Below are 18,202 nucleotides of genomic sequence, written 5' to 3'. Positions count from 1 at the left end.
TCAACGGTTTCGGTAGCCTTGCTCGATCTCAATTTTTCGAACTGCAGCCGTAGCTTCGACGTCAGTGAAAACGTCTTTTCTTTTGTAAATTTTCTTGGCCTCGTCGAACATGCCACTGGCAGAATAGTATGACGCTTCGGTCTCGAGTAAGACTCTCAAATTAGTTAGGCGCTCTGACGTGTTCGGGCGATACACGACGTCACGCATCTTCTGTATTTCTTCAGCGGCGATCGTTTTGTTTCCTCGTTCTAAATATATCTTTGCCCTCAGTTCGTGGACGTTGAATATGCCTGGGGTTTTGTGGGCAGCCTCGTCGATTAGCTTGCAGGCCTCGCTGAGATTGCCCGTCCTGAACTCGTAATCTGCGCGTCGGGTTGTATAAAAGGATTTTCCTTCTTCTTCTCCAACGGCTTTTAGTCGTTCCAGTAAGTAGTTGATCTCTGATTCGTTCCTTTTGAGAGTATGTGGGTCGTCGCCGAAAAGAATTCTCAAGAGCACATCAAGGACGTATGCGTTGTCTGGGGCGACCTCAAAAGCCTTGCGCGCAAATTTCTCTGCATCCGACAGGTTTCCACGAACGAGACATATTGACGCGAGCCCATGCGCTGCCGAGAAGTTTCCCGGAGCGTCGTCGTAGGCTTTTCTCATAAAGGTTTCAGCTTCGGGAAGGTGACCTCTCATCCGAGCCATAAATCCGAGAAGAAAATTAAGGTTGCTTCGCGCCCACGAGTCGTTCGCGTTGGCCTTCAGTATGTCAATCCCATACTGAAAGTTCGCCTCCTGCCCCAGTCTCGCGGACGCAAGACATAGAATTCTGCTGGCCTCAACCCTGCCAGCCGGTGACAATCTTCCAGAGTCATTAAGTGCGCTTCGAGCAAGGGAAATGCTCTCATCGAACTTTTTTGCATCGTATCGTCGGCGGGCTAGCCAAACGAGATGTGACGGCAATAGAAATGCCGAGAACAGTGTCGGTATCTCGCCTCCTTCTTGGAGCCGTGCGAGGATGGCTCCCTCGACCATAGGAGCCGCGATCTCGTCGCTCTCAGCCTTGGCTGTGAGTATTCCGCCGACCGCGCTTAATAGTGCTCGTAAAGGCTCGCCAGATAGATCAAAACGCTTGTCTCTGCGGACGGCGATGCGCAAAGGGAGGGCAATTGAGAAAGTGTCGGTGTCGATCTCAACGACGTGGTAATCTATTAGTTTTGCGAGGGCATTTGAAGCTTTGACGCTGTCTCCCCCGGAGACTTGGACTAGTATTTCAAAATCTAAAACATTGAAGTGATTAAGCGCTGAGATTATTTTTTGCTCTTCCGGTGAGAATGCGATCTTGGTCAGGAAATCAGATGCTCTGCGCCGTTTCCATTGCGTGATTTCTGAAGGATCTCCTAGTATGATCTTAATGCCATAGTGCTTCACCGCCTCCACAAGAAAGGCGACATTAAACGGGTGTCCATCACTCAGGTTGGCCAGTTCAGCGAGATCGTTCTCCGTATAGGTGATGCCGGAGTTGCGGAGCATTAGGCCGATGAGTTGCTTGGTTTCATCAAAGCTAAGTGACGAAAGGCGACAAAATATCAAGCCTTCGGTATCTCGCTGACGAGCCTGTGGCATCATTCGTTCGGCGATAAAAACTACGCATGGGCGTCGTTGGGGTGGGAGTCGTGCAATAATTTGCCGCACCGGTGACTGGAATTGTCCATCACGATCTAGCAGTCCGCCGTGGTCGATAATGAGTACTGCTTCGCGGGTATCAATCGCTCGTTCTAATAGCTGGACAATTAGGTGCTCTTTGCCCGCTTCGGTCTCTGTAGCAAAGGCTAGTATACGTGTTCGATAGGCCGATAGCGTCGAGTTGGGTGCGAGTTTCTCGGAGAGCTTTCTGTAAATCTCTTCGAGTCCATCTAACTCTTCAATGGAGATCTCAGGAAATACGGAAATAACAGAGGGGTATATGTCGCTGAATAGTCGGCGGGCGAATGTTCTTCGGCCTGTCCCGGCGAATCCGGACACGTAAATACCGCGAAGGCGAGTCAGCTTTGGGTCTATTAGCTTCTCCTTTGTTTCGCCAAGTTCTTTCAATCGGCCTACAAATGGCTGTGCGGCTCCCGATAATTTTGATTGCAACAGAATTATTTGGTGCTGGATTAATCTTGCAATGGACTGCGGAGATGTTGCTTTGCGTACAAAATTGAAGGTTTTCCAGTTGTCGTCGGCGGAGGAGAACGAATTTTCATCAAGGCAGATCACGAGAAATCGTTCGACGATGCCTCGTGCAAATAACTCTTGAGCGAGTAGAGCTTCATATCGAACTACTCCGGAAGCCAAAGCATCTTTCGAGAGAAAAAGTATGAATAATGACGACCTGCGAAGTGCGTCCTGAATGGCCGTGACGTTCAATAATCCGCGGTCAAAGGTCTCGGAGTCCAGTTCAACATTTGCAGCCCCGAGTTGGGCAGCGACCTGCTCAACAGTTGCTTTGTCGCGTGAGGAGTGACTGAGAAAGGCCTTCATCATCGTCCTTACGTTTTCAAGGAGGAGATCAGTCGGTATTCAGTGTGCTTATGAGGATTGCCTGCCCGGTTTTGTCGTTCGCAAAAGTGGGGCTAACTCACGTATACTGCATCACCCGTATTTCGGGTGGTCAAGTCTGATTCTCGTTGTTGTTGTGGGTGGCCGTGATAATGCGAGGTTTATTGCGTTTTCGATCTCGCCTCCGGTTCTACGGCTGGCTCGAAGACCGCGCCGAACGCCGCAAGACAAGCTTCGCGGTCGAGTCGAGGGGGGCGCAGGCTGCAGACGATCGTTCTTGACACCGTGACGCTGCCCGGCTAATTTTCCTACATTCTCCGACAAGTGGGTTTGAAGGCCATGACGCAACGCACGTCCGTGCGCGCGGCGGCGCGCGAACTGTATGGGGAATTGAAGCGGGAGAGGGCGGTTGCCAAGCAAGCGCCCCCCACCCCCGACCCCTCCCCACCACGCGCTGCGCGCGCGGGGGGAGGGGAGAAGGGCGCCGTGGCGGGTGGAACGGCCGTGCCTCCGCAAGACCTCACCGCGCGCATCAGAGCGCTGTACGAAGAGACGAGCGTGCCGGTGCGCGAGATTGCGGCGATCGCCGGCGTGACCGAGCGCACGCTTTATAAGTATGTCGAGAAGCACGGCTGGACCAAGCGCTATGCCGTGCTGCCGCGCGGGCGCGCCGCGGCGGCGCATAATCGCGGCCGGCGCTGGGCGTCTACGGCAGGTCGCGTGCCGGCCAAAGGGTCCGGCGGCCGTTTCATCCGCCGCGACGATAGCGGCCAGCCGTTTCCGACCGGGCTCAAGGCGCTCGATGCGCAAGGCCGCGCCGAGGCGCAGGCGCGCTGCGATGCGGCGGACCCGCTGGCGCGCGAAGCGCAGCAGGAGGCGATGCGCGTGCATCAGGCGGACGCGCGCCTGCGCGCGTGGCGGGCGGTGGAGCGCGCGCTGAAGAACCTCACGCAGTTCAAGGACGATCATCGCGCCTGGCGTAAGGCCGAGCGCCTGGCCAAGGACTGGGGCGGCGATCCCTGGCGGCGGCCGAAGGTGCCGCCGTGCCCCGGCGACGAAACGACCGAGCGCGCCTTGCGTTTGGCGCTGGCCGCCGCGAGCGATTATCTCGAAGCCGTGCAGCGGGCGGACGCGCCCGCCGGCGCTTAAGCCGTCTGCAGCGCCCGCGCCTTGGCGCCCTTGGCGATGGTCGGCGGCGCCGTGTTCAGCGCCTCGATGGCAAAGCCGGCGGCCGCCTTGTAACCGGCCATGAACGCGGCGCGCTCCTGCGGCGGGATGACGTCGTCGATGTTGTCGAAGGTGCCGCCGCAGCGTTCGTCGACCAGGTTCAACAGGCCGAACGGGCCGGCGCCGCGGTTGCGCAGGATCAGCTGCGAGATCGGGCCGCACAGTTTCTCGTCGAAAGCGGCGAGCGCGTCGGGCGTCGCGCCGTGCTCCACCATCGTGGCGCCGAGCACGCGCGCGTCGACGATCGCCTGGCTGCCGCCGTTCGAGCCGGTCGGGTACATCGCATGCGCGGCGTCGCCGAGCAGCAGCACCGGGCCGTCCTGCCAGGTCGGCACCGGATCGCGGTCGATCATCGGGTTTTCGAAAGCGACGTCGGCGCCCTTGATCAGCGCCGGCACGTCGAGCCAATCCCACACCCAGCTGTCGAAGTGATGCGCGAAGTCGGCGGTTTGCACCTGGCGGAACCAGCCGGCCTGCTTCCAGCCTTCGGCATTGTCCATCGTCACTTCGGCGATCCAGTTGATCATCGACAGGCCGGTCCGCGGATCGGGATGCGAGATCGGATAGAACACGACGCGCTGGCGGTGCGTGCCGAGGCCGACGAAGGAGGCACCCGAGCGGATCGGCTTGCCCCAGGTCGTGCCGCGCCACATCACCGCGCCGCCCCAGTGGATCGGCGGCTGGTGCGGATGCATCTGCGCGCGGATGGCCGAGTGGATGCCGTCGGCCGCGATCAGCAGCGCGCCGCGTTGCTGCGACGTGGTGCCGTCGGCGTGTTCGATCAGCGCGGTGACGCCGCCGTCGGCGTTCTTGCGATAGCCGGTGACGCGGCTGCCGAGCTGGACGGCGCCGGCGCCCATGCGCGCCACCGCCTTGTCGTGCAGCATCATGTGGAAGCGGCCGCGATGCACCGCGTATTGCGGCCAGTTGTAGCCGGCGTCGAGGCCGCGCGGCTCGGCATAGATGTCGTTGCCGTTGAGGCCGACCAGCGCCCACTCCTTGGCCGGCAGGCCGACGCGGTCGAGATCGGCGGCGGTGAAGCCGAGGTCGTACAGCTCGCGCACGGCGTTCGGCTGCATGTTGATGCCGACGCCGAGCGGGCGCATTTCGCGCACCGCCTCGTACACGATGCAAGGCACGCCGATCTGATGCAGCGTCAGGGCGGTCGCAAGGCCGCCAATGCCGCCGCCGGCGATGATTACGCGATTGTCCGTCATGAGGTCCCGGCCGATCCTAGAGAGCAGGGGGTTCAATAGCTTCTGTCGGGCGCCGGGAGCAAGCCGGCGGCGCGGCGGCGGGTGGGGCGGGCCGTCTGCCCATCTTTGGGGGGCAGGTATTGGGGTGCATAGCGGTCCCCCACGCCCCGCCATTGCCTCCGGGCGCGAAGCACGGCATTGCTCCGCGCCATGAACCCCCGTCCGCAGCATCCGCACCCTCACAAGCCCGCCAAGGCCCATGCCAAAGACGGGGCGGGGCGCGTCGTCCTCAGCCATCCGGAGATCCTGCGCATCATCTTCGGCCTGATGCTGTCGATGTTCCTCGGGGCGCTCGATCAGACCATCGTCGCCACGGCCTTGCCGACCATCGGCCGCCACTTCAACGACCTCGGCAATCTCGCCTGGATCGTCACGGCCTATCTGCTCACCGGCACGGCGGTGACGCCGCTCTACGGCAAGCTCTCGGACGTCTACGGCCGGCGCGTGATCATGCTGACCGCGATCGGACTGTTCATCGCCGGCTCGGTCGCCTGCGCGCTGTCGCCGTCGATGGGCGCGCTCATCTTTGCCCGCGCGCTGCAGGGCGCCGGCGGCGGCGGCCTGATGGCCTTGGCGCAGACCATCATCGCCGACGTGGTGTCACCGCGCGAACGCGGCCGCTATCAGGGCTATATCGCCGCGGTGTTCGCGACCTCCTCGGTCGGCGGTCCCGTGCTCGGCGGCTTTCTCACCGAACATTTCGACTGGTCGCTGATCTTCTGGATCAACGTGCCGGTCGGCCTCATCGCGCTCGGTGTCACCTCGCAGTCGCTCAAGCTCGTGCCGTATCATCCGCGCAAGCATCGGCTCGACGTCATCGGCGCGCTCTTGATGATCAGCGCGTCGGTCGCGCTGTTGCTCGCGCTGTCGTGGGGCGGGCGCGAATATGCGTGGATCTCCGTCGAGATCGGCGCGCTGTTCCTGCTGTCGGCGGTGCTGTGGATCCTGTTCGCGTGGCGCCTGGCCGCGGCGGCCGAGCCGTTCCTGCCTTTGTCCGTGCTCGGCAATCCGGTGGTGCGCAGCGCCGCGCTGACCGGCGCCTGCACCATGGGCGCGCTGGTCGGCATGACCATCTTCGTGCCGCTCTATTTCGAAGTCGTGCTGCATCTGTCGGCGAGCCAATCGGGCCTCGCGCTCATTCCCTTGATGGCGTCGTCGGTGCTGGGTTCGACCATCGTCGGCCGTTTGATGATGCGCGTCACGCACTACAAGCGGGTGCCGCTGCTCGGCTCGACCGTCGCCATTCTCGCGCTCGGTTCGCTGGCGATCTGGCCGGCCGCGATGCCGATGTGGCTGGTCTTGGTGATGCTCGCCGTGATCGGCTCGGGCTTGGGAACCGTGTTCCCGGTGTCGACCGTCTGTCTGCAGAATTCCGTGCCGCATGCGCAGATGGGCATCGCCACGGGCGCCGCCAATTTCTTCCGCGCGCTGTTCTCATCGCTCGTGGTGGCGATTCTCGGCGCCATCGTGCTCGGCGGCTTGGGCGGTGAAACCGGCGCGGCGGTGGAAACGCTGGCGCGCTCGGCTTCGGTCGACGTTCTCGTCGTTGCGTTCCGCTTCGTGTTCCTCGCCTGCGCGCTGGTGCTGGCCTTCGGCATGGCCTTCCTGATCGCTTTGGAAGAGCGGCCGCTGCAGGGCCCGCCGAGTGCCGCCGCCGAAGCGCCGACCGCGCCCGCGACCTCGATTCCGAACGTCGCCAGATAAACACAATATAAAAACCCCGGCCGCGATGGCCGGGGCTTTGGCCCAAGAGGGCAGAACGCCTTTCGGCGATCTTAGTTCTGCGGATAATCGCGACGCAGTTCCTCGCGCACATACGGGCTCGGATCGGAGCCGCGATACTGGCCGTAGGAATAGACGGCATTCGGGTCACGCATCATGCGGCCGTGAACGCGCGGCGCGTAAGCGAAGGCGCTGCCCGCTTCATTCGACTGCAGCGAAGCAACCGGCGGATTGATGTTGCCGGTGCCGAAGTCCGGGCTGTACGACTGCGCGAAAGCGGGGGTCGCCAGAACCGCGGCGACGGCCGCGCTCAACAGAAGCTTCTTCATCTTTGTCTCCATCGTTCCAAGGCGACGCCGTTCGCCGCCACGACCGGGAGATGGGTTGCGATCCGCTCGCCGGCTTGTCTGAAATTGCCGCAGTGCAGCGTGGTTTGCGCTTTTGCGCGCCGCCGTTTTCGGGTTCCCGACGCGGCGCCGCGCGCCCGATCGTTGCATTTATGCATCAGCATGCGCCGCTCACGCATGCGTGTCTTGCGGCGCAGCATTGGAGCGCCGATATCCGCATGTGCGCCGCTGTAACCAAGACAAAAAGCGGCGCGGGGAAACTTCCAAGTACGGCGGTCTTAGTCTCCTAACGTGGAGATCGCATGTCTTCAAATGCAATGCCGGGCGACGATCGCTGTGTGCGATTTACGCCATCTGAGATGATGCAACACCATGTCGCGCACTGGACCGGCCTGAAGGCCGTCGTCACCGCGACGCAGCGAGAGCCTTTTACCTATCACTTCAAATCGAAATTCCATCTGCTGATTGCCGCAGAGCATGTCGAGCGCGAGGACGGCGAAACCGAGATCGAGGGCTTGCCGCGCTCGCGCCTGCGCAGCTTGAGCGGCAAGCTCACATTCGTTCCGGCCGGTCGCGAGCTCAACGGCTGGCAACAGCCCTTGGTGCCGGCACGGGTGGTTGCCTTCTACATCGACCCGCAGGAACTGAGGCTCGACGACGAACTGCACTTCGGCGAGATCGAGTTTCAGCCGCGGCTCTTCTTTGCCGATGCGGAACTTTGGCGCATCGCCATGAAACTGAAGGACGAGGTGCTCAAAGGCGAGAACGGCATGCGCCAATACAGCGAAGCGCTGGTGGTGCTGCTGGCGCACGAGCTCGTGCGTCTGAACAACAGCGGCGATACCGCGGCGCCGGTCGCGCGGGGCGGACTTGCCGGCTGGCAGCAGAAGCGCGTCGCCGACTATATCGAGGCGCATCTCGCTCAGAACGTGCCGCTGGCCGATCTCGCCTCGCTGGTCGACTTCAGCCCGTTCCACTTCGCGCGTGCGTTCAAGCGTTCGTTCGGCGTGCCGCCGCACCGGTATCACGTCAAGCGACGCATCGAGCGCGCCAAGGAGTTGCTGGCGTTGCCGACGAGTTCGGTGACCTCGGTGGGGTTGGCGGTCGGCTTTGCCGAAACGAGCTCCTTCTCAGCGGCGTTCCGCAAGGTCACGGGCCGCGCGCCGAGCGATTATCGCCGCGAGGTGATCGCGGCGACACGCGTCCGCATGTTGCCCGGGCAGCCGATGCCGGCCGACATGCGCGAGCCGCCGCAAGGCCTCAGCAACTGACCGCGCGCATGCGCAACGACATCCCGACTTTCCGCCCTCACTCGCAGTATTTGCAGGGCGGAAAGTCGCGGCTGTACACTGGCTGCTTGAGGAAGGTGGCCTTGTCGTAGGTCCAGAACTGGCTGACGGCGGGATAGGTCTTAATCACCGTGTTCCAGAGTTCGTCCTTGTCGTAACCGAACATCTTCTTCTTCTCGACCTTCTTGATGTAGATGTTCTCGATCGGGCTCTTGGTCGCAAGGTCGAGCTGCACCGGTCCGCGCACGGCGTCGAGCTTGATGCTGGCCATGGTCTTGATGAATTCGGTGGGGCCGGGGAACTGGCCTTTGTGCTTGGTCATGACCTCGTCGATCCATTGGGCGGTCGTGTAATTGCCCTCGGAATAATACGACGGCACCTTGCCGTACTTGGCGCGGTAGCGCTTGACGAAGTCCTCGTTCTTCGGCGTCTCGATCGCGGCGCTGTACATCAGCGCGGAAACGTCGCCGATCACTTCGTCGCCCATGAACGGCAGCACGAACTCATCGTAGCTGGTGCCGCCCGCGACGATCGGCTTCTTGTTGCCGGCGGCGCGCAGCTGCTTGGGGAATTGCAGCGACATCGGTCCGACCATCAGCGTGAAAATGGCATCGATGTCCGACTTCATGGTCGGGATGTACGGCCCGAAATCCTTGGTGCCGAGCGGCGTCCAGATCTTCTGTACGATCTTGCCGCCGCAGTCCTCGAACGTCTGCTGAAAGCCGCCGAGCTGTTCGTAGCCGAAGGCATAATCCGCGACGACCGCGCTGATGCGCTTGTAGCCCTGATCGCAGGCCCATTGACCGAGCGGATGATTGGGCAGCGAGGGTACCCAGTTCGAGAACGCGACGTAGGGGTATTTGTCGACCTGCCGCTGCGCGAGATCGTCGGCGGTGGACGACGTGCCGATATAAAGAACCTTTTCGGCTGTCGAGACCGGACCGAGCGCGTAGGCGCTGGAAGCGAGCAGGGCGCCGACCAGCATGTGCACCTTGTCTTGCAGGATGAGCTTCTTGGCCTTGGTGACGTCGATGTCGGGTTTGCCCTGGTCGTCCTCGACGATGAAGTTGACTTTGACGCCGCCGAGCATGCCGTTGTGCTCGTCCAGATACATCTGGAAGCCGTTGAGCATGTCGGTGCCGATGGCGGTGTAGATGCCGGTGCGTGGCGCGAGGAAGCCGATGCGGAGGTCTTCCGCTTGCGCGCGCGGTTGCGAAAGCGTCAGTGCGCCGCCGACGATGAGCAGCGCCAGCGCGGTCGATCGAGCTGTGGACATGGCCGTTTCCCCTGGATGAGGGCGGCGTCCATTCTGTCGCGGACGTCACGCCCGGTGCAGCACTTCCGAGATTGAGGCTAGCGCGAGTGACGCACGGGAGGAAAGCGCGTTCTTGCCAAATCGGCGAGAGCGTCGGCCCGCCGGAAACGAGGGGCGGCCGGCACATCCTCGCCGCGGCCCGCCGCGGCGATTGGCCGTGCGGTGGCGGCTTCGGCTGCAATGCGCGAATCCATGGCGCGGCCCTTTGACAACGATCAAAGCAGGTTGGCGGCGGTAGATTATGCATGTGCAACGGTTCTAGGATTGGCTGGAGATACGCGCGGTGAAACGTCTTGTTGGATATGGCGTTGCCGCCGTAGCTGTGTTGGGGCTCGCGTTCGCGGGATGGGCGAGCTTCTTGCGGCCTGTGACCGTCAAGGTGGCGCAGCCCGCGCGCGACGTTGCGGTGCAAGTGTTCGGCCTCGGTACGGTAGAGGCGCGCGTCTCATCCAAGATAGGTTTCAAGGTGGCCGGTGTTCTGATCGATTTGCGCGCCGATGTCGGCGACCGCGTCGACAAAGGAGCGGTGCTGGCCCGTCTTGACGATCGCGAGCAACAGGCGCGGGTGGCGCGTACGAAAGCGGCGACGCAGCAGACCGAAGCCACATTGCAGCGGGCGCTTGCCGGTCTCGAGAAGGCCAAGGCCAATTACGTTAATGCCAAGAACATCAACGAACGCCGGCAAAAGCTCGTGCAAACGAGCACCACCTCCGTGGAAGCGGCCGAGACCGCGAAGACCGCGGAAGAGGCCGCCTTGGCCGATGTGAATCTGGCGACGGGTGACGTCGCGGTGGCGCGCGCCTCGATCGGCGACGCCAAGGCGCAGTTACAGCAGGAGAGCGCCACGCTCGACTTCCACACGTTGACGGCGCCCTTCGACGCGATGGTGACGGCGCGATTGAAGGAACTCGGTTCCGCGCTCGGTATCGGCGAAGCTGTGTTCACACTGATTGATCCGAAGACAGTGTGGGTTCTGACTTATATCGACGAGAGCAAGGCCGGTGAGATCGCCGTCGGCCAGCCGGCCGAAATCGTGCTGCGCTCGCAGCCCAGCCGGCGTATCGCCGGCAAAGTTGCGCGCATCGAGCCGGAAAGCGATCGGGTCAACGAGGAGCGTCGCGTCGCGGTGGCGTTTGACGCCATTCCGGAGAACTTCAATCTCGGCGAACAGGCCGAGGTCTATATCACCACTGTGCGCCTGCCGCAGGCTTCGCTGGTGCCGGAGGCGGCAATCATCGGGCTAGGCAAGAATCGAGGCACGGTCTGGACCGTGGAAGACGGGGCCCTGCAACAGCGCGTCGTGACGCTCAGCCATCGGCTGCTCGATGGCCGCTTCGAGATCACCGGCGGTGTGCCGGTCGGCGGTGCCGTGGTTACCGAACTGCGCAGCGGGATGCGGGTCGGCCGCTCCGCCACGATTACGGATGGGCGAGCTAAATGAATCTCGCCTACCGCGACATCAAGCACAATCTCCTACGTTTCGTGCTGACCAATTTCGGCCTGAGCCTGCTGCTGGGCATCGTCATCATGATCACCGGCGTCTACGGCGGGCTGATCGACGACGCGCTCAAGCAGGCGCGCGCCGCGAATGCCGACCTCTGGGTCGTTGAGGCGGGGACCAATGGGCCTTTCGCGGAGTCTTCACGCATTCCCGGCGACACACGCGAGCTGGTCAGTCGTGTCTATGGCGTCGCGCGTGCAGGTTCCGTGACCTATCAGTCGGTGCAGACCGAGGTGAACGGCCGGCCCTTACGCATGTATCTCATTGGCTTCGAACCCGGACGCCCCGGCGGTCCGCACCGTCTCGTTGCCGGGCGCGAGATACTACGCAGTCATTACGAAATGGTCGCGGACCGCTCCACCGGGCTCAACCTCGGACAGGAGGTGGCGCTCGGCACGCGCGGCCACCAATTCACGGTGGTCGGGCTGATGCAGAACGAGGTCACGTCGTCAGGCGATCCGGTCGCCTATATCACGCTACGCGACGCTCAGCAGCTCCAGTTCGAACTGGCCCCGCCGGCGTCGCGGCGCGAGAAAGCGCGCGGGAGCAATGGCGAGACCAACGACCAGGTCAACGCCATCATCGCCAAAGTCTCGCCGAACGTGAAGGTCGACGAGGTCGCGGCTGCTTTGTCACGCTGGAAGCACCTCACCGCGTTGACGCAGGATCAGCAGGAGACGCTGCTCAGCAAATACGTCATCGAGCGAGCGCGCAAGCAACAGGGCCTGATCATGGTCCTTCTGGTGATCGTCTCGGCGGTGATCATCGCGCTCATCGTCTATACGCTGACCATGGATAAAGTCCGTTCGATCGCGACGCTCAAGTTCGTTGGTGCGCCAGACCGCACCATCGTCGGCCTCATCGTACAGCAAGCGCTGTCGATGGGCATTTTCAGCTATTTTGCAGGCCTCGCGCTGGTGCTCGTCTTCAAGCCCTATTTCCCGCGGCGGCTGGTGCTCGACCCCGAGAGCATCATCATCGTGTTCTTTATCACCATCGGCATCTGCCTTGCCGCCAGCACGATGGGTATTCGCCTTGCGCTGAAAGTGGATCCGGCCGAAGCGCTGGCCTCGTCGGGGTAGTGCATGGCCGAAGTCAACTTACAGCCCGTCGTCCGCGTTGAGCACCTGTCGAAGTCCTTCGGTGAAGGCACGGCGCGCGTCGAAGCGCTGCGCGACATCAATATGGAAGTGTTTCCGGGCCAGGTGGTCGGGCTGATGGGGCCGAGCGGCTCGGGTAAAACCACGCTGCTACACTGCATCGCTTGCATTCTGGAGCCGAGCAGTGGCCGTCTCACGCTCGATGGCGACACGGTTTATGACGGCCATTGGCTCAAAGCCGACTTGCGGCGGCTACGGCTCGACAAGATCGGGTTTATCTTCCAGTATCCAAACCTGCTGCCGTTTCTCGATGGCACCGATAATGTGGCGGTGGTGCTCGATCTTGCCGGCTATTCGTCGGGCGCCGCGCGCAAGCGCGCAATGGAATTGCTCGAATACCTGGAGGTCGGTCACCGCAAGCATGCTATGCCGCGGCAGCTCTCGGGTGGCGAGGCACAGCGCGTGGCGATCGCGCGTGCGCTTGCCAACAGGCCGCGTATCATCCTTGCCGACGAACCGACGGCGCCGCTCGATTCGGCGCGCGCGCGCATCGTGATGGATTTGTTGCGAAGGATCGCGGTTGACCAGCAAGCCGCGATCATCGTCGTCACCCATGACGAGATGATCCTCGACCGCTTCGACCATATTTTCCGGCTGCGCGACGGGCGGTTGGAAACAGAGGCCGCGCCGAAAGCGGCCGCGCTGCCCGTCTAGGCTCGCGCGGCCGCTATCGGTTACTTGATGAACGTGCCGTTGCGCAGCTCGCTCACCGCCTGCTGCAGCTCGGCCTGCGTGTTCATCACGATCGGGCCGTACCAGGCGACGGGCTCCTGGAGCGGCTTGCCGGACACCAGCAGGAAGCGGATGCCCTTGTCGCCGGCCTGCACCGTGACCTCGTCGCCGCGGTCGAACAGGATGAGCGAGCGATCGCCGGCCGGTTCGCGGAACACGATCTCCTCGCCGTCGATCTGCTTTTCGGTCAGCACGCCTTGCGGCTTCGAGGCGGAGGCGAACTTGCCGTCGCCTTCGAACACATAAGCGAAAGCGTGGCGTTCGACTTCGACCTTCAGCGTCTTGCGCTGTCCCGCCGGCACGAAGACGTCGAGATAGCGCGGGTCGGCGGCGACGCCCTCGACCGGACCTTTCTTGCCCCAGAACTCGCCGCAGACAATGCGCACACGCGTGCCGTCGTCGTCGACGATCTCGGGGATCTCGGCTGCTTTGACGTCCTGATAGCGCGGCGCGGTCATCTTCAGCGAAGAGGGCAGGTTCGCCCAGAGCTGGAAGCCGTGCATGCGGCCTTGGGCGTCGCCCTGCGGCATCTCCTGATGCATGATGCCGCGGCCGGCCGTCATCCATTGCACGTCGCCGGCGCCGAGCGCGCCGCGATTGCCGAGGCTGTCGCCATGCTCCACCGTGCCATGCAGCACATAGGTGATGGTTTCGATGCCGCGATGCGGATGCCATGGGAAGCCGGCGAGATAATCGTCCGGCCGGTCGTTGCGGAAATCGTCGAGCAGAAGGAACGGATCGGTCTCGGACGTCTCACCGAAGCCGAAGGCGCGGCGGAGTCTCACCCCCGCGCCCTCCATGGTCGGCTTCGACTGAACGATCCGCTTCACGGGTCGGATCGACATGAAAAAATCCTTTCGGGTACTTGTCGGTTATTTGGACTCTATTTCGCCGCGAGCTTGCCAGCGAAGCTGGCGAAGCTGTCGACATAGGCCTTGAGGAAGCCGGTGACGTTCTCGTCGGTGACGTTGCCGTCGGCATCGATGAGGTCGGGCTTGAACTGGATGTAGGCTTCGCCGCCCATCACATGCACGCCTTGCGTCCCAAGCACGGCGCGCAGCGCATGCTGCGCCAGCGCCGAGGAGATCGCGCCGCCCGAGGTGCCGATGACGGCGCCCGGCTTGCCCGGGAACGAGTTCTTGCCCCACGGCCGCGCCGCCCAGTCGAGCGCGTTCTTGAGCACGGTCGGGAAGGTGCGGCCGTATTCCGGCGTGACGAAGAGCAGCGCGTCGGACGCCTCGATGTCGCTCTTCAAACGCTGGGCCTGCGCCGGATAGGCGGCCTCGTCGTCGGGGTTGTACAGCGGCAGATCGTCAATCTGCAGGAATTTGACCTCGAAAGCATCGCTGCCCAGCTTCGCCAACGCGTTCGCCAGCTGCCGGTTGATGGATTCGCGGCGGTTCGAGCCAACGATGACGCCGAGCTTGAGTTTAGCCATGGGAGTGTTTACCTCTGGTCCGCTTAGGTTACGGTTTGTTACCAGGGCTAGATAAATGACTAGGCGAAAGAAGCAAGAAGGCACACCTGTGTTACCCGGTAAACTGCATGAGCCCGGCGACTGCCGCGCGATCAGCGAAGTGTTGTCGCGCGTCGGCGACAAGTGGACGGTGCTGGTGGTGTCGACGCTGGGGCAGGGGCCGAAGCGTTTCAACGAATTGCGCAAGGCGCTCGGCAGCATTTCGCAGCGCATGCTGACGTTGACGTTGCGCGCGCTGGAGCGCGACGGCCTCGTCACACGCACGGTCTATCCGACCATCCCGCCGCGCGTGGAATACGAGCTCACGTCGCTCGGCTGCTCGCTGCTCGATCCGGTCAACAGCCTGAGCACCTGGGCGCGCAAGAACCGGCCGGCGATGGAAGAAGCGCGACGGCGCTTCGACACGGCGGAAGGCAAGTCCGCGGCGTAAGCGTTACGCCGCCGTGACGCTTGCGCCGCGACGGTAGTCCAGGGCTCCGTGCTTGAGCGCGCGCATTGCCTTGGCGCCGAAGGCCGGGCGCGGTCGTAAAATATGGCGCTTATTTTCGCTGCTTTTTGGTGTGGTCGTTAAACACCGCGTCGTGCGCGGCCGGCGCTTGACAATAACCACGATCGAGCGCCTGCTAATAAAGAGCCCATCGTGGATAGAAAGGCAGCACTGCCGATCACAAGCGATCGCGCTTTGCAGTGAGCCTGCACAAAAAGCCTCAGCGACCGGACGATGGACTCGCGAGTGATCGCTGGCGCCGCGCTCCCGTGCGACGCAGGTGTTGCATTGTGCGAGGAGGCTCCGGTGGATACAGCGACGTCGCCGTCTTTCCTGTCGCCAGCTTCTTATGTGTCGACCGGCCGTCTGCCCGATCCCGACATGGTGCAGAAGCTCGTGTCGGATGCGCATGCGCGCTTCAAATCAAACACGGACGGCCAGAACTCGCAGGTTTATCCCGCGCTCGCGCGCGTGCCGTCGGATCTGTTCGGCATCTGCATCGCCGGCACGAACGGCAGTGTCTATTCGGCGGGCGACGTCGATTACGCATTTTCGATCATGAGTGTGTCGAAGCCGTTTGTGTTCGCATTGATCTGCGAGCAGATCGGACCGGAGGAGGCACGCAAGAAGATCGGCGCCAACGCGACCGGCTTCCCTTTCAATTCGCTCACGGCTGTCGAGAGGATGGGGGACGGTCGCACGAATCCGATGGTGAACGCCGGCGCGATCGCCACCACCAGCCTGGCGCCAGGCGAGACGGTCGCCGATCAATGGGATTTCCTCTACGAAGGCCTGTGCCGCTTCGCCGGACGGACCTTGCCGCTGAATGAGGAAGTCTATGCGTCCGCGTCGGCGACCAATTTCCGCAACCGCAGCATCGCCAGGCTCTTGCAGAGTCTTGATCGCATCTACTGCGATCCCGTGCGGGCGACCGATCTCTATACGCGCCAGTGCTCGCTGAACGTCAGCGCCACGGATCTGGCCGTCATGGGGGCGACGCTCGCCGATGGCGGCGTCAATCCGATCACCAGGGAACGCGTCGTCGACGCCTCGGTCTGCCATTACGCGCTCGTCGTGATGGCGACGTCGGGCTTGTACGAGACGTCGGGCGATTGGCTGTACGACATCGGCGTTCCCGGCAAGAGCGGCATCGGCGGCGGTATCGTCGCGGTGTCTCCCGGGAAAGGCGGACTGGGCACGTTCGCGCCGCGGCTCGATGCGGCCGGCAACAGTGTCAAAGGCCAACTCGCCGCCAAGTTCATCTCGCAGAGCGTGGGAATGGATCTCTTCGTCTCAGCCGCGGAAGGCTAGCGCGCCGCGGCTTTGCCGGCGCAAAGGTGGAGGTAAGGCATGTCGGTCCAAGTCATTCATACCGCCGGCGTCCGGTCCGAGCCGCACGCGTCCTGGGTGCCGATGATTGCCATCGCGCTCGGCCAGATGATCATGTCTTTCAATGTGGCGTCTCTGCCGGTCGCGCTGGGCGGGATGGTGAAGAGCTTCGGCGTGCCGCCGACTACGATCGCGACCGGCATCGTTGCCTATTCGATGCTGGTCGCCGGCTTCGTCATGCTCGGCGCCAAACTCTGCCAGCGTTATGGCGCGACGCGCGTCTTCCGCGCCGCCGTTGTCATGTTCTGCCTCTCGCAGATCGTGATGACCTTCAGTCCGAGCGCGGCCTTCATGATTTTCGCTCAGGCGCTGTGCGGCGCGGCCGGCGCGGTCATCGTGCCGTCGCTCGTGGCGCTGATTGCCGAGAACTATAAAGGACGGCAGCAGGCGACGGCCGTCGGCGCGTTGGGTTCGGCGCGCGCCGCCGCCGGCGTCCTGGCCTTCGTCATCGGCGGCATCCTCGGCACTTATGTCGGGTGGCGGCCGGTGTTCGGGATTCTGATCGCCGCATCGGCGATTGTTTTTCTTCTGAGCTTCCGCCTGAGGCCGGACGAGGGGCGGGAGGATGTGACGATTGACGGTGTCGGCGTCGTTCTCGCCGCCGCCGCCATCATCTGCATCAGCTTCGGCTTCAACAATCTGAACGGATGGGGGCTCGCGGTGGCGACGCCGAACGCGCCGTTCAGCCTCTTCGGCCTGTCGCCGGCGCCGGTGCTGATCGTGGTCGGCATCGTGCTCGGACAGGTGTTCCTGATGTGGACGCACAGGCGCCAGGCAGCGGGCAAGACGCCGCTTCTCGCGCTCGAGGTGATCGACTCTCCGGAAGAGCGCGCCGCCGTCTACGCGATGTTCTCCGTCGTCGCGCTGGAGGCCGCGCTCAACTTCTCGGTGCCGCTCTACATTCAGATCGTGCAGGGCCGCAGTCCGATCGCGACCGCGGTCGCGATGATGCCGTTCAATCTCACCGTGTTCGTCACCGCGATGCTCATCGTGAAGCTGTACGACAAGCTCACGCCGCGGCAGATAGGCCGCTACGGTTTCACGCTCTGCACGGTCGCGCTGTTGTGGCTCGCCTTCGTCGTGCACAACGACTGGAGCGAGGTGCCGGTGTTATTCGGATTGATCCTGTTCGGCATCGGGCAGGGCGCGCTCGTGACGCTGCTGTTCAACGTGCTGGTGACGGCGTCGCCGAAGGAGCTTGCTGGCGATGTCGGATCGCTGCGCGGCACGACCAACAATCTCGCGGCCGCGGTCGGGACGGCTGTCGCCGGCGCGCTCCTGGTCGGGCTCTTGAGCGCCATCGCGCTCGGCGGCATCGCCGCCAGTCCGAAACTCACGCCCGAACTGCAGGCGCAGGTCGACCTCGACAACATTAACTTCATCAGCAACGACCGCCTGCGCAGCGCGCTTGAACGCACCACGGCGACGCCGGAGCAGGTCAACGAGGCGGTCCGGGTCAACACCGAGGCGCGCTTGCGCGCGCTGAAGCTCGGCTTGCTGCTGATGGCGATGCTGTCGCTGGTGACCATCGTTCCGGCGGGACGCCTGCCGAACTACCGGCCCGGCGAGATTCCGGCCGATGAACCGAATGAGGCGAAAGGGCGCTGAGGGGCGAAACGCAAACATTGGATGGGCGACTGTGCAGGCGCCCGATGGACCGGCGAGCGCCCGTCAGAAACACCATGGCCGGCGCGTTTGCGCGTGGCATCGGATCTAACCCGGCAAGCGGCGCGGAGCCGGGCCGGCGACGCGGGTTTTGGTCGATCGTTTT

General features: G+C 62.9%; 15 protein-coding genes. 9 read left to right on the top strand and 6 right to left on the bottom strand.

Translation table 11 applies throughout. The annotated features are described in order from the left end of the window. Window positions 1–2,511, bottom strand: a complete 2,511-nt coding sequence (locus DW352_RS10035) for a toll/interleukin-1 receptor domain-containing protein (protein ID WP_162826893.1) — start codon at window positions 2,509–2,511, stop codon at window positions 1–3. A gap of 522 nt (window positions 2,512–3,033) precedes the next feature. Between DW352_RS10035 and DW352_RS10030 the strand changes: the two genes are divergently transcribed. After that, window positions 3,034–3,678, top strand: a complete 645-nt coding sequence (locus DW352_RS10030; protein WP_115690830.1) for a hypothetical protein — start codon at window positions 3,034–3,036, stop codon at window positions 3,676–3,678. Here DW352_RS10030 and DW352_RS10025 read toward each other — a convergent pair. Further along, complete coding sequence (locus tag DW352_RS10025; RefSeq protein WP_115690828.1) at window positions 3,675–4,973, bottom strand: flavin-dependent oxidoreductase; 1,299 nt, start codon at window positions 4,971–4,973, stop codon at window positions 3,675–3,677. The genes DW352_RS10030 and DW352_RS10025 overlap by 4 nt on opposite strands. Before the next feature lie 189 nt (window positions 4,974–5,162). On the opposite strand from DW352_RS10025, the gene DW352_RS10020 reads away from it, so the two are divergent. Then, window positions 5,163–6,716, top strand: a complete 1,554-nt coding sequence (locus DW352_RS10020) for an MDR family MFS transporter (protein WP_115690826.1) — start codon at window positions 5,163–5,165, stop codon at window positions 6,714–6,716. A gap of 71 nt (window positions 6,717–6,787) precedes the next feature. Here DW352_RS10020 and DW352_RS10015 read toward each other — a convergent pair whose 3' ends face one another. Further along, window positions 6,788–7,063 (bottom strand): hypothetical protein, encoded by a 276-nt coding sequence (locus DW352_RS10015; protein ID WP_162826892.1) that lies wholly within the window; start codon window positions 7,061–7,063, stop codon window positions 6,788–6,790. Between the two features lie 377 nt (window positions 7,064–7,440). On the opposite strand from DW352_RS10015, the gene DW352_RS10010 reads away from it, so the two are divergent. Then, a complete protein-coding gene (locus tag DW352_RS10010) occupies window positions 7,441–8,352 on the top strand; it encodes a helix-turn-helix domain-containing protein (protein WP_162826891.1) in 912 nt (303 codons plus the stop codon). 37 nt (window positions 8,353–8,389) lie between these two features. Here DW352_RS10010 and DW352_RS10005 read toward each other — a convergent pair whose 3' ends face one another. Then, window positions 8,390–9,646: an ABC transporter substrate-binding protein gene (locus DW352_RS10005; RefSeq protein WP_115690820.1), complete on the bottom strand. Its 1,257-nt coding sequence runs from the start codon at window positions 9,644–9,646 to the stop codon at window positions 8,390–8,392. Window positions 9,647–9,968: 322 nt separating this feature from the next. On the opposite strand from DW352_RS10005, the gene DW352_RS10000 reads away from it, so the two are divergent. Genes DW352_RS10000 through DW352_RS09990 form a run of 3 tightly spaced genes read left to right on the top strand, consistent with a single transcriptional unit; the run spans window position 9,969 to window position 13,000 of the window. Beyond that, window positions 9,969–11,126, top strand: coding sequence for an efflux RND transporter periplasmic adaptor subunit (locus DW352_RS10000; RefSeq protein ID WP_162826890.1), 1,158 nt, complete (start codon window positions 9,969–9,971; stop codon window positions 11,124–11,126). Further along, window positions 11,123–12,268 carry an ABC transporter permease gene (locus DW352_RS09995; RefSeq protein ID WP_115690816.1) on the top strand — a complete coding sequence of 382 codons (1,146 nt, stop codon included), beginning with the start codon at window positions 11,123–11,125 and terminating at the stop codon, window positions 12,266–12,268. The genes DW352_RS10000 and DW352_RS09995 overlap by 4 nt, the downstream gene beginning before the upstream one ends. Window positions 12,269–12,271: 3 nt before the next feature. Further along, the gene (locus DW352_RS09990; RefSeq protein ID WP_115690814.1) at window positions 12,272–13,000 is read left to right on the top strand and encodes an ABC transporter ATP-binding protein; all 729 of its coding nucleotides are present in this window, start codon (window positions 12,272–12,274) and stop codon (window positions 12,998–13,000) included. Between the two features lie 20 nt (window positions 13,001–13,020). Here the strand turns inward: DW352_RS09990 and DW352_RS09985 are convergent, their stop codons facing one another. Further along, window positions 13,021–13,923: a pirin family protein gene (locus DW352_RS09985; RefSeq protein ID WP_115690812.1), complete on the bottom strand. Its 903-nt coding sequence runs from the start codon at window positions 13,921–13,923 to the stop codon at window positions 13,021–13,023. 38 nt (window positions 13,924–13,961) lie between these two features. After that, entirely contained in the window at window positions 13,962–14,516 is a 555-nt protein-coding gene (locus DW352_RS09980; protein WP_115690810.1) for an NADPH-dependent FMN reductase, read from the bottom strand. Between the two features lie 88 nt (window positions 14,517–14,604). On the opposite strand from DW352_RS09980, the gene DW352_RS09975 reads away from it, so the two are divergent. From DW352_RS09975 to DW352_RS09965, 3 genes are all read left to right on the top strand, one after another. Continuing rightward, entirely contained in the window at window positions 14,605–14,985 is a 381-nt protein-coding gene (locus DW352_RS09975) for a winged helix-turn-helix transcriptional regulator (RefSeq protein WP_281011447.1), read from the top strand. A 363-nt stretch (window positions 14,986–15,348) separates the two neighbouring features. Continuing rightward, window positions 15,349–16,353, top strand: coding sequence for a glutaminase A (gene glsA, locus DW352_RS09970; RefSeq protein ID WP_425374644.1), 1,005 nt, complete (start codon window positions 15,349–15,351; stop codon window positions 16,351–16,353). A 39-nt stretch (window positions 16,354–16,392) separates the two neighbouring features. After that, window positions 16,393–18,039 carry an MFS transporter gene (locus DW352_RS09965; protein WP_245434392.1) on the top strand — a complete coding sequence of 549 codons (1,647 nt, stop codon included), beginning with the start codon at window positions 16,393–16,395 and terminating at the stop codon, window positions 18,037–18,039. The last annotated feature ends 163 nt before the right edge of the window (window positions 18,040–18,202 follow it).

The organism is Pseudolabrys taiwanensis (assembly GCF_003367395.1).
Lineage (GTDB): Bacteria > Pseudomonadota > Alphaproteobacteria > Rhizobiales > Xanthobacteraceae > Pseudolabrys > Pseudolabrys taiwanensis.
The sequence above is the reverse complement of the archived record's forward strand: the minus strand, read 5'-3'. Positions and strand labels throughout refer to the sequence as shown.